Origin of the sequence: Kumtagia ephedrae (assembly GCF_003012745.1) — a bacterium.
Taxonomy (GTDB): domain Bacteria; phylum Pseudomonadota; class Alphaproteobacteria; order Rhizobiales; family Rhizobiaceae; genus Kumtagia; species Kumtagia ephedrae.
Map to the genome: position 1 here is coordinate 1 of NZ_PXYK01000033.1, position 19545 is coordinate 19545.

A 19545-nucleotide genomic window follows, 5' to 3' on the forward strand; every position below is an offset into this window, starting at 1 on the left:
CTCTCGAAGATCATTGGAAAGAGGTCGGGTCATCAGATGCTGGCCTCCAATCCAGCCAGCATCTTGAATCACAATTCCGACCGAACGGGAATCCGTTCCGATTCAGTCAGGCCGTGAACCGCTCTAGCGCCCACGGCGGGCGGGTGTTGCCGGTGGTCGTGGTGACGGCTGCGACAAGCGCTCTGGAAGGTCGGTTAGCGCTCGGGAATGCGTAGTCCCGGTTATCAGCCGCAGGTTGGTTATCGAGTCGTGCAGTTTCGTGGCGTCATAGACGATCCGCTCACCTGATCCAGCCTGAGTTCCTTCTGTTTCGGATGCCGTCTATTGCGCCCTCCAATCTTGGGAAACGCCCTACTAGGAAGAAGTGGCTTGCCAAGTGAACGAGACTGCTGCTCCGGCTAGCGAAAGTGACCGCGGGAGATCCGTCCCTGCGCGCCGATCTGGAAGATATTGAAATTGCTTCGACAGAATACGCTTCACGTAGGATCCCGAGCAGCCTTGTTCGTGACCTTGGCCAGGGGGCGCTATTTCACGTCGCTCCAACAACTTGGAAGCGCGAGCGCAGTTCGGTCTTGAGGACCTTCCCGTAGGCGCTCTTCGGCAGGTCGTCGAGCCAGACATAGCCCTTCGGCCGCTTGAAGCGGGCGATCTGGGTCAGGCAGTGGGCGTCGAGCGCGGCGGCATCGGCGGTTGCGCCTGGTTCCAGCACCACGCAGGCGACCACCACCTCGCCCCATTCCGCATCGGGCCGCCCGATGACCGAGACCTGCGCCACCGCCGGATGGGTCAGCAGCGCCTCCTCGACCTCGCGCGGATAGATGTTGGTCCCGCCTGAGATGATGACGTCCTTGGACCGGTCATGCAGCGTCAGAAAGCCCGCATCGTCCAGCGCGCCTACGTCGCCGGTATGCAGCCACCCGTCCCGGATCGTCGCGGCCGTGGCGGCCGGGTCGTTCCAGTAACCCTTCATCATCGAGGGTCCGCGCACCGCGACCTCGCCGATCTCGCCGGCCGGAAGGCGCTTTCTGTCCGGCCCGAGTACCGCCACCTCGCAGCCCGCCTGCGCCACTCCGACCGAGGCCAGCCGGTGCGACTGCAGCACATCCTGCGCTCCTGCCGCCAAAGCCTCGGCGTGTGCCTGGCGCGTCAGGACGGTGATTGTCATGGGCGTCTCGCCCTGCCCGTAGATCTGGGCAAAGCGGGTGCCGAACTGGTCCATCGCGTCGCGGATGTCGGCCAGATACATCGGCCCGCCGCCATAGACGATGGTGCGGATGCCTTCTCCCCGATTGGCCCGCGCACGCGCCGCGGCGATCAGACGGCGGATCATGGTGGGGGCTGCGAAAAAGCAGAGTCGGTCCAGCCGTACCGCGAGATCGAGGATCTCGTCGCTGTCGAACCCGCCTGAGGCGGGGACGACATGACGCGCGCCGCAGATCAGGTACATGAACTGGTAAAGGCCGGCCCCATGCGACATCGGCGCGGCATAGACCTTGGCGTCCGCCGCCTCGGCCGCATCCACATCGGCAAGGTAGCTCATCACCATCGCCTGCAGGTTCGCCGGCGTCAGCATGACGCCCTTGGGCCGTCCGGTGGTCCCCGACGTGTAGAACAGCCAGGCCAGATCGTCCTGGGCCGTGCCATGCAGCGGCGGGAAGGGCCCATCCGGCAAAAGCGCGGTGAAATCCGGCCCGTCCATGTCGACGATCCGCGAATCCGCCAGCGCGGCTAGGTCAGCGGCGTGTCCGGCATCGGTGAAGGCCAGCTTCGCGCCGGAATGGCTCAGGATGAAGGCCGCCTCCTTCTCGTGCAGCTTTGCGTTGATGGGTACCGCGACCGCCCCGATCCGCCAGATCGCCTGCATCGCCACCAGATAATCCGTTCGATTGGCCAGGAACAGCGCCACCCGGTCCCCCGGCCCGATCCCCGCTGCAGTCAGTCCCGCCGCCAGCGACCCGGCACGGGCGTTGAATCCGGCGTAGTCGGCCACTGCTTCGGCGCCCCGAAACAGCGCCGGACGGTCCGGCCACAGCCGCGCCGCCCGTTCCAGCCAGAGTGCAGGGTTCATTGCCCGACCTCGATGTGTGTGAAGGCCTTGCGCGTCTGGTCGCGCCGACCGGCCGCACCACCAGGCGTCCCGGTCATGCCGTCGCAGTCCCTGCCGATCATCAAGGCTTCAGCCATGGTCGTCTCCTGCGTCAGACCCTTGCAGGCAGGCCGAGGATCTGGCGGGCCTCGGCCGGCGTGGCGGCGCGGCCGCCGGCGTCCATGATCGCCTCGACCGCCGCCTTCAGCAATGCGGCGTTGGTGGTCGGCCGCCCGGCCGCATCGAGCAGCGTGTCCTCCAGCCCGGCACGGACATTGCCGCCGCGGCTCACCGCCTCGCGCATGACCCACAGATTGTCCTCGCCGGCGGCAAAGGCTGCCCAGACCGCGCCCTCCGGGATGCGCTCGCGCATCGCCGACAGGGCTGCCGCGGTGGCCGGGGCGCCGCCATAGCCGGTGCCGAGGCAGATCTGCAGGAACGGGCGGGGGCCGAACGCGCCCTCGGCGGCGAGGCGGCGGGCGATTTCGAGGTTGCCGAAGTCGAAGCACTCGACCTCGGCCCGGACGCCCGCCTCGGCGTAGAGCCGCGCCATCTCGCGCAGGTCGCCCAGGCGCGCGACATGGATCGCCTGGCCAAGGGCGAAGGTGCCACAGTCGATGGTGCCGATCTCGGGCCGCAGCGAAAGCACATGCTCGGCGCGGCCCGCCGCCGGCCGCAAGGTGGTGCCGGGCGCCGGGACGAAACCGGCTTCATCGTCAAGCAGCAGCAGCCCGTCCATCGAGGCGCTGAGGTTCAGCAGGATATCGGTCCCAGCTTCGCGGATCAGGCAGACCGTCTCGGCCCACAGTGCCGCGTCGTTCGACGGCAGGCCGGTGGCCGGATCGCGAACGTGGATATGCGCCACCGCGGCACCCAGCGCCGCAGCCTCTGCCACCGCCGCCGCGATGGTTTCGGGACTGACCGGCAGGCCGGGATTGAGCGTCGCGGCGTCAGGGCGCCCGCCATTGACGCAGGCGGTCAGGATGACGGGGCGGGTCACGCGGCCTTCTCCCGTACCGCCGCGACCGCCCCATCCGCTGCCTGTTGCATGAACATGGCGTCCTGCATCAGCGCTATGAAGCTGTAGCCGCGGGTCGCGCAGTCGACGGCATAGGCCGGATTGATCGCGAAGATGCCCGCGATCTTGCCCGCCGTCCGCGCCCGGGCCGCGATATGGTCGAGCGCCGAGGCTACCTCGGCGCTGTCCAGGGTCGCTCCGCCCGACAGCGAGACGGACAGGTCGGACGGCCCCACGAAGACGCCATCTACCCCCGGCACCGCCAGGATGGCGTCCAAATTGTCCAGCGCCTGCCGCGTCTCGATCATGGCGATGGCCAGCGTCAGTTCGTTGGCCCTGGCCAGGTATCCCGGCGCGCTGAGCCCCGACAGCGGGATGGCGCGACGCGGGCCCCAACTGCGGGCGCCGATGGGCGGGAACTTGATGTAGGACACCAGCCGCTCGGCATCCGCCACCGTATTGACCATCGGGCAGACCACCCCCGCCGCGCCGAAATCCAGCACCCGCGAGGCCAACCCACCAGCGTCGACCGGCAGCCGGACGAACGCCGGTTTGCCTTCCAGCGAGGCGGCGGCGACGCCGGCCAGCACGGCGGCTTCGTCGAACATGCCGTGCTGCATGTCGAAGATAAAGGAATCGAGCTTCGTCTTGGCCAGCGCCTCGATGGCATTGGGGTCGGGCAACTGGCAGAAGGTCGACAAGTGCAGCCCGCCCCGGCGCAGCGTCGGGGCGAAATCGGCGAGGACGGCAGGAAAGGCCATGTCAGCCCTCCACGGGCGGGAAGTCGGCTGCCTGGTGCTCGACGATCTCCAGATAGTCCTTCCGGATCGGACAGAAGATGTCGAGGTTCATGACCACCTCGTCCGAGATCGGAATGCCGCCATGCATCACGTCCGGCGGCACGCGCAGCACCTCTCCCGCGCCGACCTCGAAGGTCTCGTCGCCCACGGTCCAGCGCATCCGCCCGGTCAGCACGACGGCGATTTGCTCGAAGGGGTGCTTGTGCATGCCGAGGGTCATCCCCGGTTCCAGCCAGTTCATGACCAGAAGCACGTCCTCGCCCCGAAACCCGGCCCTGCTGACGTGCTCGCGCACCGAGAAACGCGGCAGGTCCTCCCATTTGACCGGCATGCGAAAGGGTTGAAGCTCGCTCATCTCGTCCTCCTTCTGTGGATATCCTCAGGCGACCTTTGCCGCCTTCAACGCGCCGAACCCGCCGCCGCCGGGCGTGATCATCATCACCTCGTCGCCCGCCTTCATGTCCGTCTTGCCGGACAGGACGACGGGCTTGCCGTTCACGAGAAACTGTCCCGGCCGGCCCGGCCCGCCGCCGGCGAGGCCCTGGGGCGCCTCGTTCAGCCGGCTGGGCACCGTGTTGAGCAGCCAGGGCTGCGTCGTGCGCATCCTGAAGCCGATCCGCTGACCGTCTCCGCCCGGCTGCGCACCCGCCCCGCCCGATCCGCGTTCCAGCTCCTTGCAGGTGAAGACGATGGGATAGGCCGCCTCAAGCACCTCGACCGGGACGGCGGACACGCCGGTGGGATAGCAGACGGCCGAGATGCCGGGTTTTCCCGCTCGTGCCCCCATCCCGCCCGAGTAGTTGAACATGGAGGAAGTGAAGGCTCGTCCGTCGGCATCCCGCCCCTGGATCTGCACGGTCCAGACGGCGCCCGAGCCTTCGGCCACCACCTTGTCCGGCACGACCTGCGACAAGGCGTTGAGAATCGGGAAGGGCACGTACATGCCCACGACGTGCCGGGCATTCACCGGCGAAGGGTAGGTGGCGTTGACGACGCAGTTCTCCGGCAACGTCAGCTTGATAGGCGCCAGCGAGCCGGCATTGTTCGGCAGGTCCGGATTGAGCGTCGAGCGGATAGCAAACGTCGCATAGGCCTGCGTATAGGCGGGCACCACGTTGATACCGCGCGGGCTGCGGCCCGACGATCCGGCGAAGTCGACCGTGATCTCTCCCGCCTTGTCGTCGATAGTCACGGCGGTCTTCAGGGTGATCCGGTCGCCGCCGGGCACGTCGAAGGTGGTTTCGCCGTGGAACGTCCCGCCGGGTAGCGCCCGGATCGACTCGCGCGTGGCAGTTTCGGAGCGGTCGATGATCTCGTCGGCGAGCGACTCGATGTCGTCCAACCCGTATCGGTCGCACAACGCATTCAGTCGCTGCGCGGCGATCATGCCGGAAGACACCTGCGCGCCCAGGTCGCCCAGCAGCGCGTCGGGCGTGCGCACGTTGCGCGTGATCATGGCGAACAGCGTCTCGTTGCGCACGCCGGCCTCGTAGAGCTTCAGCACCGGGATCCACAGCCCTTCCTCGTGGATGTCCCGCGCGCCTGACCCGATGCCGTAGCCGCCGATGTCGGTGTGGTGGATCGTCGACCCGGCATAGCCGATCAGTTTCTCGCCGCGGAAGATCGGTGACAGGACGGTGATGTCGAAGAAGTGGCCTGCCGACATCCAGGGATCGTTGGTGATCAGCACGTCGCCCGGTCTCAGGGTATCGGCATCGACATGCCGCAGCAGGTTCGCGGCGGCCGCCGCCAGCGAGTTGATGTGCCCCGGCGTTCCCGTCACCGCCTGCGCCACCATGCGGGCGCGGGCGTCGAAGAGGCCGTTTGCCAGGTCCCCGGCCTCCCGCACGATGGGGGAAAACGCGATGCGCTGCAGCGCACGGGCCTGTTCCGAGACGATCCCGATCATGTTCGACCAGAGGATCTGAAGTTCAACGCCGTCCATGGTTCAGTGCTCCGTCATCTTGTCGGCAACGAGGCTGCCGTTCGGGTGCAGGCGTACCGTCCAGCCGGGCAGCACGAAGATGGTGGTCTCGCGCTCCTCCACGATCAGCGGGCCGGGAATGACGTCGTCCTCCATCAGCTCGGCACGGGAATAGACAGTCGTCTCGACCGGCTTGCCGCGGAAGTGGACGATGCGGCTGCGCGGTGCGGGGCGGCTTCCGCCTTTGCTGACATGCGCGGTGGCGCGCTCGGGCAGACGGCCTCGCGCGGTGACATGCCAGTTGACCAGTTCGATCGGCATGTCGTCGAGCTTCAGCCCGTATTGGGCGATATATTCCCTGTCGAAGATCGCCCGCATCGCCGCGGTATCGAGGCCCTGGCGCGGGTCGAACGGCAGTTCGATCCGCAGTTCCGACTGCTGACCGAGGTAGCGCAGGTCGGCACCGAAGACGAAGCCGATATCGGCGGTCGCGAGCCCCGCCTCGGTCAGCGCGGCGGTGCCTTCCTCGGTCATCTGGCCGACCAGGGCGCGCGCGGCCGCCGGGTCCAGGCTTTCGATCGGGCCCAATTGGCTGCGGACAAGGTCGATCTGCGCCGGCGTCACGAGCGTTCCGAAGGCCGACAGGACCGAGGCGAGCGGCGGGTAGATCACCTGCTTCGACTCGATCAGGTCGGCGACCAGGCAGGCATGCACCGGACCTGCCCCGCCGAAGGCGAGCATGGGCAGGCCACGATAGTCCACGCCGCGGTCGGTGGCATGGGTGCGCGCGGCCGCGGCCATCTGCTCGCAGACGACCTCGTATATGCCCCATGCCGTCTGCTCCGGCGTCAGGCCTATCCTGGCGCCCAGCCTGCCGATGGCTGCCCGCGCGCCTGCCGCATCCAGCTTCATGTCGCCACCCAGGAAGCGGTCGGGATCCAGAATGCCCAGCACGACGTCCGCGTCTGTCACGCACGGCTCGATGCCGCCGCGGGAGTAGCAGACCGGTCCGGGGATCGAGCCGGCGCTCTCCGGCCCGGTGCGAAGCAGCCCCAGTTCGTCCACCCATGCGATGGAACCGCCGCCTGCGCCGATCTCGATCATGTCGATGGACGGAACGGTGATCGGCATCCCCGAGCCGGGCTTGAACCGGTAGCGCCGGTCCACTTCGAAGGTCCCCGTCACCAGCGGCACGTGATTCTGGATCATGCAGGCCTTGGCCGTGGTGCCGCCCATGTCGAAGGAGATCAGGTCCGGCAGGCCGAACATGCGCGAGAAATAGCAGGCGACCAGCGCCCCGGCGGCCGGACCGCTCTCGATCATCCTGACAGGCAGCGTGCCGGCACGGCCCGCACCGATCACGCCGCCGTTCGACAGCATGATCAGCGGCTGCTGCGAGAAACCCTGACGATCCAGCTCGGCGATCAGCGCGTTCAGGTAGGGCCGCGTGATCGGCACCGTGTAGGCATTGATTGCGACGGTGGAGGTGCGCAGATACTCCCGCATCTGCGGTGCGATCTCGGAGGACAGCGAGACGAAGATCTCCGGCGCCTCGCGCGCAAAGACCTCGGCGACCAGCGCCTCGTTCGCGCCGTTGCGGTAGGCGTTGATCAGGCTGACGGCGACCGACTGGATGCCACGTGCTTCGCATTCCCGCGCAATGGCCGCGATCTCGGCCTCCCGCGCTGCCTTCTCGACCGTGCCGTCCGCCAGCACCCGCTCGTCCAGCGCCCAGGTCCGCTCACGCGGGATCAGCGGTTCCGCGAACTCGATCTGCGGGTCGTACATGTCGTAGCGGTGCTCGTCGCGGATGTAGAGGATGTCCGTGAAGCCCTTGGTGAGGATAAGCCCGACCGGTGGTCCCTTCCGCTCAATCAAGGCGTTGGTGACGACGGTGGTGGCGTGGACCACCACGTCGTTGACGTCCCCCGGTTCGATCCCCGCGTGCCCCAGCACCAGCCCCACGCCGCGGAAGAAGCCTTCCAGCAGGTTGCCATGCGTCGTCAGCGTCTTGTCCACGAAGGTGCGGCCGTCGTCGGCCAGGAGGACGGCATCTGTGAAGGTGCCGCCGATGTCCACCGCAAGCGAGTATTTTTTCATGAACGTTGGTCCGTATTGCCGAGATTGGTGGAGACTTTGCGGGCGGCCCCCTTCAGCGCCTCGATGAAGCGCGGAGCGGGAGGCGAGCCGATGGTGTTGGTGGGGCCCGCGATCGTCAGCGTGGCGATGAAGGCGCCGTTCATATCGAAGACCGGCGCCGAGACGGCGGTGACGCCCTGCAGGGTCTGGTTCGGCGCTTCGGCCCAGCCCTGCGCTCGCACCGCCTGCACTTCGGCGGCGATGGCGGCGGGATCCGTCGGCGTCTCGCTGGTCCACTGCCGGAGCGGCTCCTCGGGCAGCCGAGCGTCGCCGAAGGCCAGCGCGATCTTGCCCTGTGCGGAGGCGTGGAAATCCAGCAGCGCGCCCGGGCGGGTCACGATGGCGACCGGCTGTTCGGTGCGCACCATGTCCAGGATACGCATCCCGGTCGGCTCCATCTGGGAGAAGGAGACGGTGAAGCCCGTTGCGTCCCGCAACTCGACCATCACCGGTCTGGCCTCGCGCAGGATGTCGGTCGAATCCGCCAGCGCCTGGCCGAGGTGGTACAGCTTGTATGACAGCCGGTATTTCTCCGTGTCCGGGTCCTGCAGCACGTAGCCCAGCGACAGCAGCGTCCGCAGGAACCGGAAGACCCTTACCTTCGGCGCGCCTATGCGGCGGGCGAGATCGGACAGCGCCACGGGTTTCCCGATCTCGGCCATCACCTCGATGATCAGGAAGGCCATCTGCGTGGACTGATTGACCGATTTATCCAGTTCGACGCTCATGTGTCCCTCACTTGAACAGGCCGGGAATCCAGAGTGAGATGCCCGGAACCGCGGCCACCAGCGCCAGGACCAGCAGGCACAGCCCAAGCATCGGGAGCGAGGCCCGCGTCACCGCCTGCAGCGGGCTGCGTGCGATCGAGCTGACGATGAACAGCACCAGGCCGACCGGCGGCGTGCACATTCCGATCATCAGGTTCAGCACGACCATCACGCCCATCTGGACAGGGTCCATCCCGATTGTCGGCGCGAGCGCGTTCAGCACCGGCATGATCAGGACCATCGCCGCCAGCGGCTCCAGGAACAGTCCGAGGACGAGCAGGACGATGTTGAGCAGGATCACCAGCAGTACCGGGTTTTCCGTCATCCCCAGGATCGACGCCGCGATCTTCTGCGGCAGGCTCTCGATGCCGAGGACGAAGCCTGTCATGCTGGCCATCGCCACGACCAGCATGACGCCGGACGACATGGTCGCGGTGTCGTAGAAGGACCGCTTCAGCTTCTTCCAGGGCAGCGAGCGATAGACGAAGAGGCCGGTCACCAGCGCATAGATGCAGGCGACGCCGGCGGCCTCGGTCGGCGTGAATATCCCGGTGCGGATGCCGACCACGATGAAGACCGGCAGCACTATTGCCGGAATCGCCGCGTGCAGGATGCTCCAGCGTTCCCCCCTGGGGACCGGCGGAGCAACCGGGTGGTTCTCGCGGTGGCCCTTCCACAGCGCATAGACCAGCAGGAGGGCGCCCAGGATCAGGCCCGGCACGATCCCGGCCAGGAACAGGTCGCCGATCGACGTGCCGGTCAGCACGCCGAACAGGATCAGCGGCAGCGACGGCGGGATCAGTGGTCCCAGCAGCGAACCCGTGGCGGTCAGCGCCGCGGCATAGGCCGGGTCGTACCCGTCCCGCTTCATCGGCGGGATCATGATGCCGCCCACGGCCGCCGCTTCCGACGTCGCCGCGCCGCTGGGGCCGGAGAGCATGAAGTTGGCCAGCACGTTGACGATCGCCAGGCCGCCCTTGATCCGCCCCACCAGGAACTGCGCCGCACGCACGATGTGGCCGGTCAGGTTGGCGGCGTTCATCAGGTTGCCGGCCAGTATGAAGAACGGGATGGTCAGCAGCAGGAAACTATCGATCCCGGCGATCATCCGCTGCGGAAAGGCCACCAGCAGATGCCCGTGCCCCTCGATCAGGAGATAGACCAGGGAGGCCATGCCAAGCCCCAATGCCACCGGCATGCCGATGATCAGGGCGGCGAAGAAGATGGCGAGGTAGAGGATCATCCGTGCACCTCGAGCTCACCCGCGTCGCGCAGGTCGGCTGCGTGGCCGCCGGTGGTCATCATGCCGGCGTAGAGGACGATGTCGGTCGCCAGGCGGAACGCAAACAGCGACAGCCCGACGGGCAGGGCGATGTAGACCCAGTACATCGAGGGGACCGGAAAATCGGGCCCGAACACATCGCCCAGCAGGAATTTCATTGCCGGGATCGGCGCTGATCCCAGCCGGCCGGCATAGACGAAGCCATACCAGACCAGCACCGTCAGGAGGACGATGCCGCAGGCATTGGCCAGGATCGCCAGCGCCAATCCCGCCTTGCGCGGCAGCGCGTCACGCAGCATTGGCACGCTCGCGATCTCGCCACGCTCGTAGGCGAGCATCGCCGCGAGGAACGAGACCCAGACCAGCAGGTAGCGGCACACTTCCTCCGCCCAGATCAAGGAGGAGGAGAAGCCGTAGCGCAGCACGATCTGGACCGTCATCACCGCGAGAAGCACGATCAGCATCCAGATCAGGATCGTGGACACCACGGCATCGAAGAGGCGTCGCAAGGCAAGCATGGATCAGTCCCGTCGTCGAACATGCCTTTCCTGCCGCGGCACGGCGGCCGCCGGAAAGCTGGTCGTCAGTTGTTTCGGAACGGGGGCGGTGTCCTCGGCAGCGCGCCGCCCCGCTTCGGTCAGTCGGTCTTGCGCACGGTGTCGACGAAAGCCTGGATCAGCGGATCCTTTGCCAGCCAGGACTCGAACACCGGGCGAACCCGCGCCTGCATCTCGGTGAGGTCGGACAACTGCGAGATGGTGACGCCCTTTTCCTTCAGCTTGTCGGCGATCTCGGCTTCCTGGTCGCGCGCCAGCGCATATTGCTCGGCGATGACCTCGTGCCCCGCCTCCGCGAGGGCAGTTTTGACGTCGTCAGGCAAGCTCTCGAACTTGGCGCCGCCCGTCATCAGCACGCCCGGCCAGAAATAGTGGCCGGTCAGCGTCACGTTCTTGGCCGCCTCGTAGTAACTCTCGGCATAGGCCGACGACAGATTGATCTCCACCGCGTCGATAGTGCCGGTTTCCAGCGCCGAGAAGACTTCGCCAAAAGCCATGCCGATCGGACTGACGCCGACCGCCTCCCAGATCGCCTTGTGCAGCGGGGTGGGAACGATGCGGGTCTTGAGCCCCGAAAAATCGCCCACGGTCTGCACCGCCTTGGTGCGCGAGAGGAAGTGGCGCTGGCCGGCCTCGATGTAGCCCAGGCCCTTGATGCCGCTGGGCGCCAGCGAGTCGAGGAGCTGCTGCCCTACCTCGGATGACAGGACCGCGGCCATCTTATCGTAGCTGGGTACAAGGAACGGCAATTGAAGCGCGTCGAAGGCGGGCGCATTCAGCGTGAGCGGGATCGTCGGAACCGAGACCAGCGCGCCGTCGATCGTGCCGAGCTGCACACCCTCCAAAAGCTGCTTGTCGTCGCCCAACTGGCGGTCGCCATAGACTTCGATCTTGACCTTGCCGCTCGTCTTCTCGGTGACCTTGTCGGCAAACATGACCAGCCCATCCTGGAACAGATGGGTCGACGTCGCCGCATGCCCGAATTTCAGCGTGTATTCCTGCGCCAGGGCACTGCCCGGAAAAAGCAGAACAATGGCGGCGAAAATGCCGCTTCGGATGTTCATGTCTCAACTCCCTCCCAGTCGTCGTTTCTTATATCAAAACACTATTGCAATATACGATACAGCCTTATCCACGTCAACCCGATAGGCTCCAGGTGCACGCTGAACCGCGCGTCAATGCCGGATCGAGCACGGATCGGTATTTTGCTGCCCATTCGGTTACGACGAAGCGCGAGGGGACAATCCAGCACCTCCCGGCCAAGCCGCGTGATAGAGAAAGGAATGACACGATGAAGCTGATGCGCGGGTCGATGCCTTTCTCTTCGGACGGTGGACTTGTGAGATCTTCGTCGGCTCCTGGGGCGCCCTGAACGATGTCTCGGCCGACAATCCGGTCGCCATCGCGTTAAGCAGGGGTCCGAAATACGTGGCGTCACGGACACTCACAGACCCAAAGTGGTCCCAGACCACCGTCCTATCGGCGGCCATCGCCGTTCCCGCATCGATCTTGGAACCGGCCTACCACATGCTCAAGGACGGAACATGCTACCAGGACCTCGGCGTGGACCACTTCGCCCGCGGCAACCGGCAACGCCAGGTCGAGAGGCTCGCCAGTCGCATCCGCTTCCTCGGCTTCGCCGTCGGCCTCCGCCCCGCCGCGCGACACCCTCGGAGCCAGATCAGTTTCTGAAGAGGAACGGCAGTGAATCGCACTGGCACGGTTGACTTTGTCCCCCTAAAGAAGCCGTGATCCGTGAGTACTCACCTTTTCTGAGCCGCCAGGGTTCGTCGAGAATTGTGTGAACAGCACGTGCTGTGATTAGCCGACAGCTAGTCGCCGTCTCCTGAGGCAAGCCGCTATCCTGCGCCTGGGCACCGACAGGGTGTGTCCGAGGACGACCTCGCCTGCAGGACCATCGGCAAACAGTTTTGCCGGAACGTTCCATCTTCGTTTCGTAGCTCGGCGCCCCTATGCCGCAAACTATCTGATCAAACTGGACGCTCAACGAGGTCGCCGCAGCATCGGGGTGAGCGTCGGCGACGAACCGACCTGGATCGCGCCGAGCGGTTCGAAGCCGTGCCGCTGGTAGAACGATATGTTGCGCGGGTTAGAGGATTCCAGATAGGCCGGCGCGTGATCGCGGTCGCACTGTTCGAGTGCGTACGCCATCAAGGCATCGCCGTGACCTTCGCCTTGATGCGCCGGGTCGACGCCGATCAGGGGCAGGTACCAATGCGGTTCGGTCGGGTGGTAGGTGGCCATCTGCTCGAATATGGCAGCGGTTTCAGGGGCGAGCGCGGGTTCAACCGTGCTCTCGAGCACGGCGCCAAGCTCTTCCTCGTCGGGATGCACGCCGGGCGGCAGCCACAGCGCCGTCCCGGCGTAGCCGTCGGTGCAAAAGGCGCTTTCGTTGGAGAATGCCCTGCGCCCGAACGCGCGGGCCATTCGCGGCATGGCGCCAAGATACGTGTGTGCATGCGGCCACGTCCATCGCGCCATAGGGTCCGCTGCAAATGCCAGCACGATGATCTCGACCGCCGAATCTTCATCGGCTGCGGCCATAACTCTCACCGTCGGCGATTTCACGCTGCCCTCCTGTCGTAGGCGGTTCGACGAGCCGCCCGCGCCCGTTCCCAGCCACGCATCGTAACCCGGATGGAGTGGGAACGATACCGTTTGCTGCCGGCTCAGCGGTTCTGGAAAAGCTGAAGTCGTCAGCGACGTCCGCTTCTGGAGGACGGCAGGAGCGGGCGGAATGACCTTGATGAGGCGCATTGCTGCTCGACAACATCGGGGCCGAGGCCGGTAGGTTCGCTTGTGGTGCGGGGAAAAGGGACAGCGGACGTTCACCTAAGATTCTGAGCGCTGTGCACGTCGTCGCCGGGGGCCCCCGACAATTGGGCGAGCCATCTGGTCGATGGAGCCTGAGCGCAGAAGGTCAGCACGGCGATTGCTATCGGAACTCCGATGAAAGCGCCGAACATGCCCCAGAGGAACATCCACAGGAAGACAGAAAACAAGACGAGAAAGGGCGACATCGCCAACGCCTTTCCCGCCAAGCGCGGCTCGACATAGCTGCCGATCGCGAACTGGATGAGATTGAGGCAGGCAAACACGAACAGCGCGGAATACAGGGATTCGAACTGCGCCAGTGCGTAGAAAGTCGGCAGCAGCGTTGCGATGAACGGGCCGACAAAGGGGATGAAATTCAAAGTGAAGGCGATGACGCCCCACTCCGTCGCAAGCTGCAGGCCGAGTGCCAGGGCAAACACGTAGACCATTCCGCCCGTTGCGATGCTCATGATCGTCCTGATCCACAGATAGCGGCGCAGCTTGGCGGCAGTGTGTTCGCCGCCCACGATCAGGATGCGGGCCGCCTCGCTGCCGACGATAGCGGGAATCTTGCGCGCCAGCGGGCCGACCTCGAGCAGGCCGAGCAGCACGTAGATCAGCACCACGATCCAGAACGAGATCATCGTATTCAGCCGTGCTGAAGCACCCTGCATCGCCCCCACGACCCAGCGCATGTTGAAGTGTTCGGCCCACAGGCCGGCAACCGCGATCCCATGCGTCTCCAGCCAGGCGGTCGCCTGTTCGTAGAGTCCTTGAAGCCGAGGCGCCTCCGCGATCAGTGATCGGCCGATCCGACCGAAGGCCCAGGCCACAACAGACCCGAATACGATGAACACCAGAACGACCATCGTTACGACGATGGCGAGCGCCACAAGCTGCGGCAGGCCGGTCTGAAGCCGGTCCTGAAGCGGCCAGACGATCGCGATGATGAAGAGGGCGCAGGCAACGGGCGCAAAGATCGCGTCCGCGAAATAGAGGGCAGCCAGCAGCAGAATTGCGCAGATGATGCCCAGCAGTATCGGAACCGGCCGAGCGGTCATTGGCAACTTAGAATCTCCAGATCATCGGCACTATGAACACAGCCACGACAAAGAACCAGAGCAGCAGCGGCAGGCCGAGCTTCCAGTAGTCGCTGAAAGCGTAGCCGCCCGGACCCATAACCATCAGGTTCGTTGGGGTTGCGATCGGCGTCAGGAACGCTGCCGCCGCTGCGACGGCGGTGCTCATCAGCACCGGGCGGGGCGAAATACCCATGGTCGCCGCGGCCGCCACCCCGATCGGGATGACGATGAGAGCGGTGGCGGTGTTGCTGATGAGCTGCCCCATTATGGCAGTCAGCACGAACAGGCCGGCGAGCAGCGCAATGGGGCCGGCGCCGCCGACGAGCGACACCAGATACTCCGCCATTAGTTTCGCCGCGCCTGTCTCTATCATGGCGGTAGACAACGGCATCATAGCGCCGACAAGGATCACCGTCGTCCAATCGATGGCGCGGTAGGACTGCTCGACGCTCATAATCCCCGACAGGACGATCGCTCCGGCGGCGAGCAGGCCGGCTATCGCCGGCGGGGTGATGCCGGTGGCGAGGAGCACGACCATTGCGACCAGAATGGCGACGGCCTGGCGAGCGCCTGGTCCCATCGGCACGGCCTGTCGACGCACCAGTTCGGGCGAATTGACGACCAGGACATCCGGATCCGTGAGCCGGTGGTCAAGCGCTTTCCATGTTCCCTGCAGCAGCATCGTGTCGCCGGCCTGCAACACGATGCCTCCAGCGTCTCGTGTTGCGTTGGTGGCGGCGAGCTCCGCTCCGGCCCGCTGCACCGCAAGGACGATCAGATCGCCGCTTTCGGTCACCATGCCCGGGAAAACGTTCTGGCCGATAAGGCCAGAGCGCGGCGGGATCACCACCTCGGCGAGGCCCGAACTGCGATTGAACAGCGTCTCTTCACCCTGCCCGGGCGCCGCCGACTCGCTGAATGCGAGGTGTTTGTCGGCAGCGAATGCGGCAGCCGACTGGGCCTCGCCCCGCAGCAGCAGGTGATCGCCCTCGGCGATTGCAGGTCTGCGCAGCGGGCTGGCCGTTTCACCATCCTGGACGGCGACGAGGTGCAGTTCGGGATAAGTGGCCAACTCGATCGCAGCGGCAGGCTTGCCGATAAACGGCGAACTTGCGCGCACGCGCATCTGGTACACGCCGCTGGCAAGGCCGTATTGCTCGACGAGCGTCTTCGCATGGCGGCTGAAGTCGACAGGCATGGTCGCGCCGTTGCGTTCGGGCAGGAGCCGTTTTCCGAACAGTATGATGATCGCCATCGTTCCCGCCAGCAGCGGCAAGCCGACAAGCGCGAATTCGAAGAAGCCGAAGCCGCCCACGCCGGCGTCGCTACCCGCGTTCGAAGCCAGGACGTTTACTGGCGAACCCGTCAGGGCGAGCTTCGAACCGGCATGCGCGGAGAAAACCAGCGGCAGGAGCAACTGCGCCGAATTTCGCTTCAGCCGGACGGCGATCACGACCACCACCGGCAGGAGCGCGGCAACGGCGCCATTGACGCTGATCAGCGCCGTAAGGAGCGCGACCATACTCATCGTCAGCAGTAACAGGCGAGCGCGGCTCTCTTCGCCCGCGCCACGGATCAGAAGCTGCCCGGCCCAGGCGGTAACGCCGGTCACGTCGAGTCCCGCGCTGACAATGAAGAGGGAGGCTATGAAGATCACCGCGGGATCACCGAAGCCGCCGAGGGCCTGATCAATCGTCAGGACGCCGGTAGCCCACAGCGCCATCGCCGTCGCCATCGCGACAACGACAACAGGCAGCTTGTTCCAGACGAACAGGACGACAACGACCGCGATGATGGTGGCAGTGTATGCTATTGGGCTCAATCGCTTCGTTCCTCACCGGTCATGCCGCCGGACCGCGGCATGACTGCTACTCTTCCATCGTAGCCATAAGTATGCCGAGGCGGCAGCCCTTCTCGTATTCGGCAAGATTGACGTATTCCTTGACGGTATGAATCTCCGCCTGGCCCGCACCTATCGTAATGGTGGGGATTCCATGTTTGTCGAGCCAATTGGCGTCGAGACCACCGTTGGAGAAGAGACAGTTGGCCTCGATGCCCAACATCTCCAACGCCTTGGTGGCGCGCTTCACGACCGGGCTGTTCTCCGCGAGTTTGAAAGGAGGGTAGGAGGTCTGGTGGCTGAACGCGACTTCCGCCGTTTGGCCCTCATGATCCTTGACCTCGCCTTGCGCTTTCGCGAACGCTTCTTTGTAGCCCTTGGCAATCTTCGTTGCAAAGGCTGCCTCGGGGCTGCGAGCCTCGCCCTTGATGAAGGCATAGTCGGTCACGACATTGGTCGCATCGCCTGCGGGCTTTCCATCCTTGCCGCCGAAAATACCGACATTGCTCGTCCCGCGGCCGTCGGGCTTGACGACCTTGCCGAACCAGCCGGCCTGCCGTGCCTCTGTCAAAGCAATGGCTCCAACCAGGGTCGCCGATATGCCCTTCTCGGGCGCCACGCCGGCGTGGGATGCACGGCCCTTGATCTCGACCTCCCAGTTTTCCTGTCCGACCGCGCCGATGATCAGGTCCTTGGCGAGCATGCCGTCGACATTGATGCACATCACGGCGCCGCCGAGATCGGCAGGGTTCAGCTCGCGAGCGCCGTGCAGGCCGCTTTCTTCGCGGACGGTAAACAGCAGGGTTATTGGAGGGTGCGGAAGCCTGTGCTTCATAAGCGTCTCGGCAAGCACGACCAAAAGAGCAACCCCAGTTCGGGCGTCGCCCCCAAGTGCGGTCGTGCCGTCCGAGACGATGCGATCTCCTTCGCGCCGCGGCTTCGCGCCGGCGCAGAGCGGCACGGTGTCGAGATGGGTGGAGAACAAAAGACGCGGGCCGGGCCTCGTCCCCGGCAAGTCGACGATGAGGTTGCCGATCTCGGTCGGCAGCGGGATGCGCTTGTTCGCGTCGTCGAGGCGGATGGCCGACGCCGGCACGCCGATCATTTTCAGCGCGTCGCTGACGGCGGCGGCAATGTTGGCCTCCTGCCCGGTGACGCCTTCGACCGCGAGGAAGCGCATCAGATGCTCTTCAGCGGCGGCGACATCGAGAGGAATAGAGGGGTTGCTCATGGGGTCCTCCGATCGTTCAAGTCTTTTCATTCCGGGGCGAGTTCGCCATCACAGTCCACGCCCTCACAGCCCCCATGGCAGGCCGAGCATTTTCCAGACCGCGAAAAGCGCCGTCCACAGCACGTATATCCACACGACAAAGGGGAGCATCAGAGACACGATCGTACCGACACCTGCCGACTTGTCGTACTTCTGGGCAAAGCCGACGACGAGCGCGAAATAGGCGTTGAGCGGCGTGATCGCGTTCATCGGGGAATCGCCAACGCGGTAGGCGGCCAGCACCGCCTCAGGTTCGACGCCAAGCTGCATCAAAAGCGGCACGAAGACCGGTGCAAAAATCGCCCACTTGGCGATTGCCCCGGTGAGCAGCAGATCGATGATCGCGACCACTATGATGAAGCCGATCAGCAGAGGCAGCGCACCGATATTGGCCGCTTGCAGGACGCCCGAGAGGCTGAGCGCCATGACTGTGCCGATATTGGTGTAGGTGAAATAGGCGACGAACTGACTGAGCACGAAGAACAGGAAGATCGTGCCGCCCATGTTCTTGATCGACTTCTCGATCGCGCCGATGACCTCGGTCAGCGTACGCAGGGTTCCGGCGCCGATGCCATAGGCCCAGCCGGTCACCAGAAACATGAGGACGATGAGGGTTATGAGGCCGCTCATGAATGGCGAGTTGCCGATCAGTTCGCCCGTGTCCGGATTGCGCAGCGGTCCCCATGACGGGATCGTCAGCAGGCCGAAGACCACGATCAGGCCGAGCAGTCCGAAACCGGCGAAACGCAGGCCACGCGACTCCTGTTCGCCAAGCATAGCGCTCTGGTCCGTCGTGGTGCCTTCGGAGGCGCTCTTAGGATTATAGGTTCCAAGGCGTGGTTCGATGATGCGATCGGATATGAATGCTATGATGACTGTCAGAAACAGCACCGATGCGATGGAGAACCAGAGGTTCGAGGCCAGGCCGATCGATCTGGTGGGGTCGACAAGGGCGGCGGCGTCATTGGTGAACTCGACGAGCACCGTGTCGAGCGGCTTTATCAGCATGTTGACGGTGAAAGCGGCTGCGACAGCGGCAAAACCCAGCGCCAGGCCGGCCAAGGGATGCCGCCCGACTGCAAGATAGGCGATGCCGGCGAGAGGGATCAGGACAAGATAGCCCGCATCGGCGGCAATGCTGGCAAGTATGCCGACAAAGGCCAAGATGTAAGTGAGCGCCCAGTGCGGCGACACGATGACGAGCTTGTGGATCAGCGCGGTGACCAGCCCGGATTCCTCTGCCACGCCGGCGCCGATCATCGCCGCAATCATCAAACCCACGGCGGTAAAGGCCATGAAGTTGGGAACCAGCGATTCGTACATGAAGCGAATGCCGTCCGTATTGAGCAGGCTGCGTATTTCCGTGCTCGCAATCTCGATTTGGTGCGTGTCCGGATTGATGCGGTCGAAAGTGACCGCCGCGTCGAACATGCCCAGAACCGCCGACAGAACGATGACGATGGCAATCAGGATCAGGAAGATGACGACCGGATGGGGAACCATGTTCCCGACTTTCTCGACGCCATCAAGAAATCTTTGCATCGCGGTTTTCGGAGCCGCATCGGCGGTGGGCATTTCTTCTTCCCCTCTGCTGGACCTCTTGGTGCGGTCGACCAGGAGATATGCTCAGATCAAATGGATTCTGAGATTAGTCCTCCGTGCAAGGAATCATGAGCGCAGAACCCAAAGCCTTGGCTGTATCGGACGAAGCGCATGGTTCCCTTCAAGCTTTGTGGAAAAAAACATTATCTTCTAAGTCGGCGGAAATCGACGACGCGGGCATTGTGCGAGTTAATAGCTATTTCGAACAGGAATGCCCCCACGCCGCGCGTGAGTTTCGTGCGCTGATCCGACATTATGAATGCCCTCATGTTGCCCAACGTCCTTAGGCGGCTGCTGGGTCTTGCCCGGAAAGTTGCTGTGGCTCCGCAATCAAACCGGGTGT

Annotated in this window: 17 protein-coding genes; 2 read left to right on the forward strand and 15 right to left on the reverse strand. The window is 64.8% G+C overall.

Annotated elements, in window-relative coordinates; translation table 11 throughout:
* Positions 1–529: 529 nt before the first annotated feature.
* The 10 genes from C7I84_RS25220 to C7I84_RS25265 all read right to left on the reverse strand — a co-directional run bounded on the left by C7I84_RS25220 (position 530) and on the right by C7I84_RS25265 (position 11637).
* Positions 530–2068, reverse strand: a complete 1539-nt coding sequence (locus C7I84_RS25220) for an AMP-binding protein (RefSeq protein ID WP_106774987.1) — start codon at positions 2066–2068, stop codon at positions 530–532.
* Positions 2069–2198: 130 nt separating this feature from the next.
* Positions 2199–3086, reverse strand: coding sequence for a beta-keto acid cleavage family enzyme (locus C7I84_RS25225; protein WP_165816209.1), 888 nt, complete (start codon positions 3084–3086; stop codon positions 2199–2201).
* Positions 3083–3865 carry an HpcH/HpaI aldolase family protein gene (locus tag C7I84_RS25230; protein ID WP_106774988.1) on the reverse strand — a complete coding sequence of 261 codons (783 nt, stop codon included), beginning with the start codon at positions 3863–3865 and terminating at the stop codon, positions 3083–3085. The genes C7I84_RS25225 and C7I84_RS25230 overlap by 4 nt, the downstream gene beginning before the upstream one ends.
* A 1-nt stretch (position 3866) precedes the next feature.
* The gene (locus tag C7I84_RS25235) at positions 3867–4259 is read right to left on the reverse strand and encodes a cupin domain-containing protein (RefSeq protein WP_245428606.1); all 393 of its coding nucleotides are present in this window, start codon (positions 4257–4259) and stop codon (positions 3867–3869) included.
* Positions 4260–4283: 24 nt separating this feature from the next.
* Positions 4284–5849 carry a hydantoinase B/oxoprolinase family protein gene (locus C7I84_RS25240; RefSeq protein WP_106774989.1) on the reverse strand — a complete coding sequence of 522 codons (1566 nt, stop codon included), beginning with the start codon at positions 5847–5849 and terminating at the stop codon, positions 4284–4286.
* A 3-nt stretch (positions 5850–5852) separates the two neighbouring features.
* The gene (locus tag C7I84_RS25245) at positions 5853–7928 is read right to left on the reverse strand and encodes a hydantoinase/oxoprolinase family protein (RefSeq protein ID WP_106774990.1); all 2076 of its coding nucleotides are present in this window, start codon (positions 7926–7928) and stop codon (positions 5853–5855) included.
* Complete coding sequence (locus tag C7I84_RS25250; protein WP_106774991.1) at positions 7925–8695, reverse strand: IclR family transcriptional regulator; 771 nt, start codon at positions 8693–8695, stop codon at positions 7925–7927. The genes C7I84_RS25245 and C7I84_RS25250 overlap by 4 nt, the downstream gene beginning before the upstream one ends.
* A 7-nt stretch (positions 8696–8702) precedes the next feature.
* Complete coding sequence (locus C7I84_RS25255) at positions 8703–9977, reverse strand: TRAP transporter large permease (RefSeq protein ID WP_106774992.1); 1275 nt, start codon at positions 9975–9977, stop codon at positions 8703–8705.
* Positions 9974–10534, reverse strand: coding sequence for a TRAP transporter small permease (locus C7I84_RS25260; RefSeq protein ID WP_106774993.1), 561 nt, complete (start codon positions 10532–10534; stop codon positions 9974–9976). The genes C7I84_RS25255 and C7I84_RS25260 overlap by 4 nt, the downstream gene beginning before the upstream one ends.
* 119 nt (positions 10535–10653) lie before the next feature.
* Positions 10654–11637, reverse strand: coding sequence for a TRAP transporter substrate-binding protein (locus C7I84_RS25265; RefSeq protein ID WP_106774994.1), 984 nt, complete (start codon positions 11635–11637; stop codon positions 10654–10656).
* A gap of 463 nt (positions 11638–12100) precedes the next feature.
* Between C7I84_RS25265 and C7I84_RS30200 the strand changes: the two genes are divergently transcribed.
* Complete coding sequence (locus tag C7I84_RS30200) at positions 12101–12265, forward strand: hypothetical protein (RefSeq protein WP_165816210.1); 165 nt, start codon at positions 12101–12103, stop codon at positions 12263–12265.
* Positions 12266–12577: 312 nt separating this feature from the next.
* On the opposite strand, the gene C7I84_RS25270 is transcribed toward C7I84_RS30200, so the two are convergent.
* The 5 genes from C7I84_RS25270 to C7I84_RS25290 form a co-directional block, all read right to left on the reverse strand.
* Complete coding sequence (locus C7I84_RS25270; protein ID WP_207771069.1) at positions 12578–13162, reverse strand: GNAT family N-acetyltransferase; 585 nt, start codon at positions 13160–13162, stop codon at positions 12578–12580.
* A gap of 260 nt (positions 13163–13422) precedes the next feature.
* The gene (locus C7I84_RS25275) at positions 13423–14469 is read right to left on the reverse strand and encodes an AI-2E family transporter (protein ID WP_106774996.1); all 1047 of its coding nucleotides are present in this window, start codon (positions 14467–14469) and stop codon (positions 13423–13425) included.
* A 7-nt stretch (positions 14470–14476) separates the two neighbouring features.
* Entirely contained in the window at positions 14477–16312 is a 1836-nt protein-coding gene (locus tag C7I84_RS25280; protein WP_106774997.1) for an SLC13 family permease, read from the reverse strand.
* 46 nt (positions 16313–16358) lie between these two features.
* Positions 16359–17561 (reverse strand): M20/M25/M40 family metallo-hydrolase, encoded by a 1203-nt coding sequence (locus C7I84_RS25285; protein ID WP_106774998.1) that lies wholly within the window; start codon positions 17559–17561, stop codon positions 16359–16361.
* 63 nt (positions 17562–17624) lie between these two features.
* A complete protein-coding gene (locus C7I84_RS25290) occupies positions 17625–19175 on the reverse strand; it encodes an AbgT family transporter (RefSeq protein ID WP_106774999.1) in 1551 nt (516 codons plus the stop codon).
* Between the two features lie 95 nt (positions 19176–19270).
* Between C7I84_RS25290 and C7I84_RS29830 the strand changes: the two genes are divergently transcribed.
* Positions 19271–19489 (forward strand): hypothetical protein, encoded by a 219-nt coding sequence (locus tag C7I84_RS29830; protein WP_133170158.1) that lies wholly within the window; start codon positions 19271–19273, stop codon positions 19487–19489.
* The last annotated feature ends 56 nt before the right edge of the window (positions 19490–19545 follow it).